General features: G+C 45.0%; 9 protein-coding genes, 1 pseudogene and 1 other annotated feature. Of the genes and pseudogenes, 3 read left to right on the top strand and 7 right to left on the bottom strand.

What is annotated here, in order from left to right; all coding sequences use genetic code 11:
• Nucleotides 1-220 precede the first annotated feature (220 nt).
• From proS to LI091_RS17665, 4 genes are all read right to left on the bottom strand, one after another.
• A complete protein-coding gene (gene proS / locus LI091_RS17685) occupies nt 221-1660 on the bottom strand; it encodes a proline--tRNA ligase (protein WP_173734131.1) in 1440 nt (479 codons plus the stop codon).
• A gap of 158 nt (nt 1661-1818) precedes the next feature.
• Nucleotides 1819-2028, bottom strand: a binding site (T-box leader).
• A gap of 230 nt (nt 2029-2258) precedes the next feature.
• Nucleotides 2259-3416 carry an alpha-L-rhamnosidase-related protein gene (locus tag LI091_RS17680; protein ID WP_320442627.1) on the bottom strand — a complete coding sequence of 386 codons (1158 nt, stop codon included), beginning with the start codon at nt 3414-3416 and terminating at the stop codon, nt 2259-2261.
• Nucleotides 3417-3456: 40 nt separating this feature from the next.
• Nucleotides 3457-4182: an RNA polymerase sporulation sigma factor SigE gene (gene sigE / locus LI091_RS17670; RefSeq protein WP_015527110.1), complete on the bottom strand. Its 726-nt coding sequence runs from the start codon at nt 4180-4182 to the stop codon at nt 3457-3459.
• Nucleotides 4183-4198: 16 nt separating this feature from the next.
• Nucleotides 4199-5050 (bottom strand): sigma-E processing peptidase SpoIIGA, encoded by an 852-nt coding sequence (locus LI091_RS17665; RefSeq protein WP_022427355.1) that lies wholly within the window; start codon nt 5048-5050, stop codon nt 4199-4201.
• Nucleotides 5051-5347: 297 nt separating this feature from the next.
• On the opposite strand from LI091_RS17665, the gene LI091_RS17660 reads away from it, so the two are divergent.
• The gene (locus LI091_RS17660) at nt 5348-6214 is read left to right on the top strand and encodes a shikimate dehydrogenase (protein ID WP_022427354.1); all 867 of its coding nucleotides are present in this window, start codon (nt 5348-5350) and stop codon (nt 6212-6214) included.
• Nucleotides 6215-6340: 126 nt separating this feature from the next.
• Here the strand turns inward: LI091_RS17660 and thrS are convergent, their stop codons facing one another.
• The 3 genes from thrS to LI091_RS17645 all read right to left on the bottom strand — a co-directional run bounded on the left by thrS (nt 6341) and on the right by LI091_RS17645 (nt 9715).
• Entirely contained in the window at nt 6341-8302 is a 1962-nt protein-coding gene (thrS, locus tag LI091_RS17655) for a threonine--tRNA ligase (protein ID WP_110102483.1), read from the bottom strand.
• 421 nt (nt 8303-8723) lie between these two features.
• Nucleotides 8724-9206 (bottom strand): YdcF family protein, encoded by a 483-nt coding sequence (locus tag LI091_RS17650; RefSeq protein ID WP_092071306.1) that lies wholly within the window; start codon nt 9204-9206, stop codon nt 8724-8726.
• The gene (locus tag LI091_RS17645) at nt 9206-9715 is read right to left on the bottom strand and encodes an SEC-C metal-binding domain-containing protein (RefSeq protein WP_021652360.1); all 510 of its coding nucleotides are present in this window, start codon (nt 9713-9715) and stop codon (nt 9206-9208) included. Before LI091_RS17645 ends, LI091_RS17650 begins: the two co-directional genes overlap by 1 nt.
• 431 nt (nt 9716-10146) lie before the next feature.
• On the opposite strand from LI091_RS17645, the pseudogene LI091_RS17640 reads away from it, so the two are divergent.
• Together LI091_RS17640 and LI091_RS17635 are read left to right on the top strand one after the other, a co-directional pair.
• Nucleotides 10147-11224 (top strand): annotated as a pseudogene (locus LI091_RS17640) (IS1380 family transposase); the annotation flags it as partial.
• A 217-nt stretch (nt 11225-11441) separates the two neighbouring features.
• Nucleotides 11442-11629: hypothetical protein (locus LI091_RS17635; protein ID WP_265191411.1), on the top strand; the 188-nt coding region annotated here is incomplete at its 3' end.

Below are 11629 nucleotides of genomic sequence, written 5' to 3'. Positions count from 1 at the left end.
ACGACATTGTTATTTAATTTATATGTTATGTTCATATTTATATTATACTATGGTTCATTAGTTAATACAATTACTATTTTGTCCATCTTCAATTACTTGCATAAATTCGATGGACGCGTCTTATATCCCCATAGCCGAAGCAAGGGGTTTTACGACGCATTGGATAAAAACAGCGGAGCATATTTTGCCCCGCCGCTGTTTCTGCAATATAAATTATATTTTAGTATGCGCGTCCCCAGTAAACCATCTTCTTAGCCGGTTTTCCGCAACATACGCAAACGTCGCTTAACTGCTCCTGCTCAAATGGCATACATCTGGATGTTGCCTGGAAATCTTCCTTGATCTTGTCCTCACATGCACGATCACCGCACCACATAGCTTTGATGAATCCCGGTTTGCTGTTGATGATCTCACCGAACTCCTCATAATTCTTTGCTACGTAAGTATGTGCCTCTCTGTGTGCACGTGCGCGCTCCAGCATATCATGCTGAATGGTATCCAGAAGCTCTTTTACCTTATCTGCAAGCTCCTCGAAGGATACTGTGTATTTCTCACGGGTATCTCTTCTGCAGAGAACTGCCTGGCCGTTTTCGATATCCTTCGGGCCACATTCCACACGAAGCGGGATACCACGCATCTCCTGCTCAGCAAACTTGAATCCCGGGCTCTTGTCTGTAGCGTCAACCTTTGCACGGATGCCTGCTGCCTTCAGTGCTGCAAGAAGCTCATCAGCCTTCTCCATAACGCCCTCTTTACGCTGCTGGATCGGGATGATCACAGTCTGTACCGGAGCGATCCTCGGAGGAAGAACAAGTCCGCTGTTATCACCGTGAACCATGATGATTGCACCGATCATACGTGTTGTCATTCCCCAGGATGTCTGGTGAACATATTTCAGAGTGTTATCTTTATCTGTGTACTGAATCCCGAATGCTTTGGCAAAACCATCTCCAAAGTTATGGCTTGTACCGGACTGGAGAGCTTTTCCGTCATGCATCAGAGACTCGATTGTGTAAGTAGCCTCAGCACCTGCAAATTTCTCCTTGTCTGTCTTCTGGCCTTTTACAACCGGGATCGCAAGAACTTCCTCACAGAAGTCTGCATAGATGTTCAGCATCTGGATGGTACGCTGCTCTGCTTCCTCGGCTGTTGCATGTGCTGTATGTCCCTCCTGCCACAGGAACTCTCTGGAACGAAGGAACGGACGTGTTGTCTTCTCCCAGCGGACAACGGAACACCACTGATTGTATACCTTCGGAAGGTCTCTGTGGGACTGGATCTCTTTCTGGTAGAAATCGCAGAACAGAGTCTCAGAAGTCGGGCGCACGCAAAGTCTCTCCTGAAGCGGATCAAGGCCGCCATGAGTCACCCATGCAACCTCCGGAGCAAAACCTTCTACATGATCCTTCTCTTTATCAAGAAGAGACTCCGGGATAAAGATCGGCATGTAAACGTTCTCTACACCAGTCTCTTTAAATCTGCGGTCAAGCTCATGCTGGATATTCTCCCAGATCGCATAACCTGCAGGTTTGATCGCCATACAGCCCTTAACACTTGTATAGCCACAAAGCTCAGCCTTCTTAACAACGTCTGTATACCACTGAGCAAAATCCTCATCCATAGATGTGATGGCCTGTACTAATTTCTTTTCTTTTGCCATGATAAATCTCCTTTTTCTTGTGATCTGTTACATATTGCCGGCTGTCAGACAGCCAAGGCAATCCGGAATCCTTTCTGCTTACTCTTCCGTCCTATAAACCGTACACTATATTTACAGTCCCGTTTTACGGACAAAAAAATAAGCCCTCCGAATCCCTCACAAGGGACCGAATGACTTCGGCGGTACCACCCCAGTTAACAGCCAGAAAAGCTGTTCTCTCAACACCCGTTAACGCCGGAAACACACGCCACGCTTCAATCACGCAGAGCTCCGAGGCCGGTTCCACAGTTCACGCACAGGATCCTTCCACCAAAGCAGATCCCTCTCTGAGATAATTCCCTGTGTACTATTCTCATCATCGCCGTATCTTTGATATATTTTAGGCGAAAACCGCCTCAAAGTCAACCCCAAACCAAAAAATATAACAAGTCTCTCTGCTATGAGTTACTGCTCACTCCGTTCTCAGTAACACGCTTCGCGATGCACAGAATTTATGCTAATCGCATAAATTCGCGCGGTATGTCTCGGGTTTTCTGTGACCTTCGCTCACAAAAAACACCTCGCGGAACATTGCCAGTGAACAGTAACTGCTATGCTCCTATTCCTTCACAGACACAGCCGGCATCTCCAGATACCTGTTCAGATCTTCTGTGAGAATATGGAGCTTAGTTCTGGTATCCTGTTCCTGGTACGTCAGCCGGCCTGCGATCCTGTTGATATAATCCTCTTCTTCGATGATCTCACAGGTCTCAGGAAAATTGATATCATAATACTGTGCAAGATAAGATACCCAGTAATCCACCGGCACATGTCTGTCTGCGGATAACACGGATTCTCTTCTGAGACAGGACTCCCACACTGCCGGTGAGATCAACCCTTCTCCTGCAACCTCTTCTGATACACCAAGCATGGCCTCTATTGACGCCTCCAGCTTTACTCTGCAGTTATCCAGCTTATCGGCATCTCGTATCAGTTTTGCATGGAAAAGTGTTCTTGCATCGTGGATTCCTTCCAGTTTGAAATCACTGTGCTTCCGAATTGCTGCATCGATCAGCTCATCAAATTTATCATCCTCCACAAAACGCCGGATCAGCTTCTCCTCCCCGAAGAGAAGTTCTGCACCGAACACGGCATGATCCATGGTTCCCGGCTCAAAGCTGTGAAATCTACGGATCTGCTCAAAACGGCCAATATCATGAAGCAGACCGATCAGCTCCGCAAGTTCCACATCTTCACCGGAACATTCCATTTTTCTGGCGATCTCTCCTGCGTATTTCACCACACCATAGGTATGTACGATCTTCAGACAGATCTGTTCATCCTCCCGGTCGTATTCATCCAGATATTTTTCGAATTCCTGTTTTGCATGTGCAATGTCGATCATTCTGCCACACCCCTTCTTCTTTTGTTCATTCTGTAGCCCTGTAAACACTCTGTATTTATTATATCGAAGGTCTCTGACAAATTCTACTGTATTTCCCGGAATTTTAAATCTTCTCGCTGCTGCCGAATGACTTCCCTGCTCAAGGAGCCAATTATCCCCTTCGTTTCCGGAAATGATATCCGGAACAACATGGGCAACACCGCCCTCCTCTGTCTGGTCTGCCTCCACATCACGGAGCCATTTTCGGTAGAAGGAATAGGTATTTTCAAGGAAGCATGCCGTACGGCAGAAGATCTGTGCATCACCGGTCCATCCAAAACGCTCATCTCCCTGTGGTGTCTCAAAAATATTTTTTGGTTTTACTTCCTCCATAAGGGAAACCTGTCCGGTAAACCGTTTTTTCCGGTTTCATCTATTCATACTTTACGATTTCTTTCCGCAGCCGCTTCATGATCCGCTTTTCCAGGCGGGAAATGTAGGATTGCGAAATTCCTAAAAGATCCGCTACCTCCTTCTGTGTTTTCTCGCTTCCTTCCCGGTTTCCGATGCCGAATCGCAGACGGATGATCATCTGTTCCCGCTTTGTCAGTTTGCTGATTGCTTTTCCGAGAAGTGCGATCTCCACTTCATCTTCCAGACGTCTGGAGATCACATCGTCATCCGTTCCCAGGATATCCGAAAGCAGCAGCTCATTTCCATCCCAGTCCACATTCAGCGGCTCATCAATGGAAACCTCCATCTTTGTTTTGCTGTTTCTCCTCAGATACATCAGGATCTCATTTTCGATACATCGTGATGCATAGGTAGCAAGCTTGATATTTTTTACCGGATCAAAGGTATTGATAGCCTTTATGAGCCCTATGGTTCCGATGGAGATCAAATCCTCCACACCTACCCCTGTATTATCAAATTTCTTTGCAATATAAACCACCAGCCGTAGATTATGCTCGATCAGAACCGACTTTCCCTCTTTTTCCTTTTCTGTTCCCAGCATTTCGATCACTTCAGCCTCCCGTTCCGCTGACAACGGCGCCGGAAGGATATCATTTCCACCAATATAAAAAACCTCTCCCGGACGATTGAACATAAATTTCCGGATCACCTGAAACGGATAGGATCTTGCAGCTGCTCTGTTCATAACATAAGCCCCCTTCTCAATTTAATAGTCTGGAATTCAAAAGTATCTCGTACTCTTCTCCCAAAGCTGAGGGCTCGGATGTTATGGCAAGCACCGGTTTTCCTACATGTACCACCCTTTCGGGAGTCTGGATCAGAAGTTCATCAAGGATCACTGCCAGCAGCAGTCCTTTTTTTCCATCTGCGGTATGACAGCTCAGAAAATGCGGCTGCAGACTGACAAATCCTGTATTTTCCAGTGCCTCTGGTTTATCTTTAATATCCATCAGTTTTTTCACCTGCTCTTTCGATATCAGGCTTCCCAAAAGTTCCTGTTTGATGATCGATACCGGCTGTTTTTTCACAGGATCCATAAGGAGATTTCCGGTATCATAAAAGCCGTATGTCTGCTGCAGCTTCCCCTGATATTTCAAAGTGACCGGAAAAATATTTCTTCTGCCAAACCGGAAGGTCTCGGTCACACATCCCAGAGTATAAAGTGTGCCATAAATCCCTGCCAGAAAAAGCAGAAATATTTTCACCGTCATGGTTCTTTCCGTTTCCAGTGCCTGATAGATCCCGCCAACCACAAAAGCTGTGAAATACAGAGCCAGAATGGTTTTTACAAGAAGGCCGCCTTTTTTCAGTCGAAAAGCAAACGACGCCATAAAAAAAGCGCAGCCGCCATGGATCAGTACAGCGGCAGGAAAAATGATCTTAAAAGGTACACATACAAGCAGGCAGGATACAAAAGATCCAAAGGCAGCGGATATCACACATCTTCTGCGTTTCCCGTCAAGATGCAGAAATTTTCCCACAAGTCTTAAAAGCATGTAATCCATAAGGAAATTCGTCATAAAAACGATATCTATGTATATCCTCTGATACATAAGCTTCCCCCACTGCTGTTTCGTCTGCCATCGATTCTCAACTTTGGTAAGTGTATTTATTATAGGGCAGGCTCTTTGCATATTTTGTCAAATCCGGATGTCGATTCTTCTAACTTATCGGGTCGTTTCTGTCTGCCTCGACATTTATAGATTTTTTCTATGAATCGGCGACAAAAATGTATAAATTTCCGTACAATATTTGTATTTGTTGATTTTCGCACTTTATAGTGCTAAAATATTTTTTATTATATTTCGTAAACAAATTCTATTTTATGAGATACAGGAGGGAATCGAACAATGATCAATATTACCGGACATACCGGGCTTACCGGCCTTCTGGGAAGCCCCGTGGCACACAGCGTATCACCTTTAATGCACAATGAGGCATTCCGTTATCTTGGACTTGATTATGTGTATCTCTGTTTTGATGTAACAGAGGAGACCCTTCCCCAGGCTGTGGAAGGACTGAAAGCCTGTGGGATCAAGGGCTTTAACCTGACCATGCCAAACAAGAATAAGATCGTGGAGCTTCTGGACGAGCTTTCTCCCACTGCCCAGCTGATCGGAGCGGTAAATACCGTACGCAACGACAATGGAAAATTAAAGGGGTTTAATACGGATGGTTATGGATTTACCCAGTCTGCCAGAGATGCCGGCTGTGATGTAAAGGGGCGCACTATCACCGTTATGGGTGTCGGCGGTGCCGGAATGGCGATCTGCGGCCAGTCCGCCCTGGAGGGTGCAAAAAAGATCCATGTTTTTGCACGTCCTACCAGCCGTTACTGGGAACGTGCTGCTGCCATGGCAGAAAAAATGTCTCATATGACAGAATGTGAGATGATCCTTCATGAGATGGATGATCACACTGCGCTGAAGGACGCACTGGAGGAAAGCAATCTCCTCATCAATGCAACTTCTGTGGGAATGGTTCCGGATGTGACAGGCACCGTGATCCCGGACAAGACTCTGTTCCATCCGGAGCTTACCGTAGCCGATGTTGTATATGAACCAAGAGAAACAAGACTTCTCAGGGAAGCCCGGGAAGCCGGATGTCCGACCTTTAACGGAATGTACATGCTGCTCCACCAGGGTGTAAAGGCTTTCCACATCTGGACCGGACTGGACATGCCGGTTGAGCTCGTGAGGGAGAAATATTTTAAATAAAAAATATCCGGCAATACTGACCGCCTCCGCATCACAGCGTGGCCTCAATATTGCCGGATCAAAAATAAAGGCGGCCCGCCTATCACACGGGTCGCCTTTTATTTATCCGTCAATCATCTGTTTTGTTTATTTCTTCTCTTCCTGAACCTCGATCTTACGGATTGTTTTGTTCTTGATCTCTTCTTTGATGAAGTCAATAAACTCACCAAGCTCTTTCATTCCCTCATCACCAAGGTAGCGGCTTCTTACAGAAACCTTACCCTCTTCTTCCTCTTTTGCACCAACGATAAGCATGTAAGGTACTCTCTCAAGACGTGCCTCACGGATCTTGTATCCCATCTTCTCGGAACGTCCGTCTACAGAGCAGCGGATTCCTGCTTCTCTCATCTGAGCTTCAACCTTCTGTGCATAATCGTTATACTTCTCGGAGATCGGGATCACACGAACCTGCTCAGGGCAGAGCCATGTCGGGAACATTCCTGCGTATTTCTCAATGAGCCATGCCAGTGTTCTCTCATAGCATCCCATGGATGTACGGTGGATGATGTACGGACGCTGTTTGTCGCCATTCTCATCGATATAGTACATATCAAACTGCTCTGCAAGAAGTGCATCCCACTGGATCGTGATCATGGTGTCTTCTTTTCCGTATACGTTCTTTGCGTTGATATCAACCTTCGGTCCGTAGAAAGCAGCCTCGCCCACATCCTCTGTGAATGGAATGTTCAACTCCTCAAGCATCTGGCGGATATGGCCTTCTGTCTCTTCCCATACCTCCGGCTCACCGATGTATTTCTCTTTGTTTGTCGGATCCCATTTGGAAAGATGATAGGTTACATCTTCCTCAACACCAAGTACCTGCAGACAGTACTGGGCAAGTGCGATACAGTCTTTGAACTCTTTTACCATCTGGTCCGGTCTTACGATCAGATGTCCCTCGGAAATAGTAAACTGACGAACTCGTGTCAGGCCATGCATCTCTCCGGAATCCTCATTACGGAACAGTGTGGAGGTCTCGCCGAGACGGATCGGCAGATCACGGTAGCTGTGCTGCTCTGCTTTGTATACATAGTACTGGAACGGACATGTCATCGGACGAAGTGCATAAACCTCTTTGTCCTTCTCCTCATCACCAAGTACGAACATACCATCTTTGTAATGATCCCAGTGTCCGGAGATCTTATAGAGATCGCTCTTTGCCATAAGAGGAGTTTTTGTTCTTACGTATCCACGCTTTGTCTCCTCATCCTCGATCCAGCGCTGAAGCTCCTGCATCATGATCACACCGTTTGGCATGATAAGCGGAAGTCCCTGTCCGATCACATCTACAGTTGTGAAGATCTTCATCTCACGGCCAAGCTTGTTATGATCACGTCTCTTTGCTTCTTCCATCTGCTCCAGATGCTCTTTCAGCTCATCCTTTGTAGCATAGGCTGTTCCGTAGATACGTGTAAGCATTGCGTTCTTCTCACTGCCTCTCCAGTATGCGCTGGAAGAAGAAAGAAGTTTGAATGCCTTGATGCCTTTTACACTCATCAGGTGTGGGCCTGCACAGAGGTCTGTCCAGTCTCCCTGTGAATAGAAGGAAATCTCTTCTCCCTCCGGAAGATCCTCGATCAGCTCAACCTTGTATGGCTCATTTTTCTCTTTAAAGTATGCGATGGCATCCTCACGGGATTTTGTAAAACGCTCGATCTTTGCGCCTTTTTTGATGATCTTTTTCATCTCTTTCTCAATGGCGTCAAGATCCTCACGTGAAAATGGCTCGTGGTCGAAATCATAGTAGAAGCCTGTATCAATGGATGGTCCGATGGCAACCTTTGCCTCCGGGTATAAGTTCTGTACAGCCTGTGCCATTACGTGAGATGCTGTATGACGGAGAACTGCAAGGCCCTTCTCGTCTTTCGCTGTAAGGATATTCAGCTCACAGTCGCTGTCAAGAACTGTACGAAGATCTACGACCTCTCCGTTTACTTCTCCTGCACATGCAGCACGTGCAAGGCCTTCGCTGATGTCATATGCGATATCGATCACAGCTTTTGCTTCCGCATATTCTTTTTTTGAGCCGTCTTTTAATGTAATGATCATTGTTTTTTCTCCTTTCATTTTAAATGAAGTTTCTATGGTACACAGTATGTGTCTGCTTTTGCAAGAGATTCTGCAATAAAAAAATCCCTCACAGTACATCACATACTGTAAGGGACGAGTTCATTCATTCTCGCGGTTCCACCCTGCTTGCTCTGCTGCCCAGTCATGCCAGGATGCAAAGCCTCTTAATTATGATGATAACGGAATCACCGGACCGGATTGGGGCCACTCGGAGGTAGTCTTCGGCTGTTTCCCGATAAGATGTTTCCAGCACTTCACATCTCTCTCTGTAACGTTTCACAGCTTACTCGTCTCGTCAACGTGTTTTTTATTTCTTTTTCTGTGGTTCATTATAAGCGCAGTATTTTTATTTGTCAACGCATGTTGACAAAATTTTTGAGATTTCTCTTCTCGCACAGATCTACAGATTTCCCATGAGTTTGTCTTTGATAATGGCCAGAATCTCACGGGGAATGTAGATAAAAAGACGCCAGCTTCGATACCTGGAAGGTACCATGGCCACTTCCCGGAATCCACATTTTCTTGCAATGGCTGCTCCTCTCCATACATGAAAATTGTTCGTCACCACGCCTACGGAACAGTCTGTAGTTCCGATCTTTCTGCAGCTGAATTCCAAATTCTCTTTCGTACTGGTAGATTCCTCTTCCCGTATCAATCTGTCCCCGTCTATTCCGTGACCGGTAAGATAACGATACATAGCCTCTGCCTCGGAAATGTTTTCTCCATCGCCTTTTCCTCCAGAGAGCACTGCCTTCGTACCCGGATTTTCTTCAAGATAAAGAAGGGCCCTTCTGGCTCGTTCCAGAAGGGCAAGTGTCATCCGTGTTCCGTCCACATGGGCACCTAACACGATAATGTAATCCAGATTCTTCTTTACGCTCATTATCTTCCGCAGCAGTGTTTGTATTTCTTGCCGCTTCCGCATGGGCACGGATCGTTTCTTCCGACCTTGTGCGGTTTCACAACTGTGCCGGATTTCTTCTGCTCCATGTAGAGGGTTTTCTTTTTCTCTTCTGTGAAGATCTTGTCCCACTGAGGAAGGTTGTAAAGCCAGTCAGCCTTGGCATCTACCATGTTCTTATAGAGAGCCTCTTTATCAAATGCAAGGTTTACCTTGGTATCCTCATCCATAGTCTCGATCGGGTTCGGAACCTTCAGACTGTCATTGATTCCGTCAAGGAAACCAACCATAGTCATAACGTCCTGACCGTATTTCTCAGCAAGCTCTTTTACAGTTCCGGAAACGATCTCATCCGGGTTCTCAAGAAGCTGCTCATAAATATTCTTCTCAATGTTAAAATAATTTGCCCAGAAGCGCTGAAGCTTATTCTTATCTGCATTCTGATTATAAGCAATGGAACGCCACTGCTCAAGAATTGTCATATCGCTCATTGTCTGATCCTCTTTTCCAAAATTTTAGATAAATAAGACGGAGATTTATATTCCGCTTCGCAATTTCTATTTATTATATCATCTTTTGGCGAAGAAATCAAATACATCTGTTTCATATCAGTTTTGAAAGGTAAATTTATTTTATAGCCTACCCATTTTGTGATTTCACATATTTACACATTTCTTATAAATTTAGGAAAGTTATCCACATTGAATGATTACACGGATTCCCTCTCTAAAAAAATGTGCATAAATTTGTGTTTTCCTCTTGGCAGGCATCACCTTCTTTGCTAAAATTAAATCAGTTTAGAACTGCTCTATGCAGCTCCACTTTTATATCTTCCCTGAATCCGTGAAGTTGATTTCTTCACAGGCTCCTTAAATCCTATAATTTCAAGATTTTGCGATACTCTGTTGTTCAATATCATTATTCACCCAACCGGTCTCAGCATCAGATTAAGAACGGTGATATTGTACTCACTTACCTTGGAATGCTTTGCATGGGCAGAATGTTGAGATGCTCCTTACAAACAAAATACAACCGACAGCTCTTGCAAATGGTCTTGTTCCGGTAGATATCGATGTGACACCTATGGATAATTCGAAATCCAAAAAGGAAGGTGTTTCACGAACCTACAAAGGGGTGACGGCTATGCGCCTATGATGGCATATATAGATACAGAGGGGTACACCATCAATTTCGAACTCCGTGAAGGAAAACAGCATTGTCAGAAGGGGACGGTTGAATTTCCGCAGGAAACAATAACGCTTTGCCACAAACTGACAGATAAGCCGCTGTTGATTCGCCTTGATTCCGGCAATGACTCCATCGACACTGTTGCTGTTCTGATGGATGCAGGCTGCTTTTTTATTATCAAGCGGAACCTTCGCCGGGAAAGCACGGATGATTGGTTTGAAATGGCAAAGCAGTACTGCCAGAATATAAACAGCCCCAGAGATGGAAAAACTGTTTATATAGGCAGTGACTGGAAAACCGTTACCAATAAGCAGTTCAATAAAGAGTTTACACTCCGTACCGGCTACGAGATTACGGAACGAACCATTGATAAATATGGTCAGTTCAATCTGGTTCCCGATGTTGAAGTTGAAACCTGGTGGACAAACCTTGGTGACCCGGATGAGGAAATCATCCGTCTGTATCATGCCCATGGAGAATGCGAGCAGTTTCATAGTGAGGTAAAAACTGACATGGATCTGGAGCGACTTCCATCTGGAAAGTTCACGACCAATGCACTGATACTCGAATTGGGGATGATCGCATATAACATTCTCCGTATGATCGGTCAGGGCACAATTGGAGGACGAACACCTTGTCAGAAGAGGGATGTTAAACGCCGTCGTTTACGCACAGTTATCAGCAGCCTGATCATGATGGCAAGCCATGTAACCATGCATGCACGCCAGTTGATAATCGGCCTTGGAAAAAGCAACGTCTGGCGGCATATATTTTCTGATATCTGTCAGAAATATGCTGTCACAAACGCATAAGTAACAAAGCAATTTTATAGTAGGCTTATTTCGTGTACCTTTTTTTGCACAATGAGCGCTTGGAGTCACGACATTAGTATTGAAAATAGACAGGGAAGTATATTTTTATCATGGAACCAACTTGCCCTTGGCAGGTTGGTTCACTTAAAGGATGAATTTCACGGATTCAGGAAATTATTTATTCTTATATATGTACATATAGCACGGAGGTGGTTTTATGAAGTATATTCAGGATAATGGGAAAATTAAATTATGTGAAACTGATAATATGGATCATCTTGTGCGGTTAACACAAGCGTTGAATGAAAATAATATTCCTTATGAAACCAGATTGAAAAAAGCAACATTTCTCAATAATCTTTTTTTCTTGATTTTTTATCATACTTTTGCATCGGGAATTGATCA

The sequence above is a fragment of the Blautia sp. MSK20_18 genome, from assembly GCF_020553125.1.
Classification (GTDB): domain Bacteria; phylum Bacillota; class Clostridia; order Lachnospirales; family Lachnospiraceae; genus Blautia_A; species Blautia_A fusiformis.
Note: the sequence above shows the minus strand (reverse complement) of the source record. Positions and strands in the feature narration are given on the sequence as shown.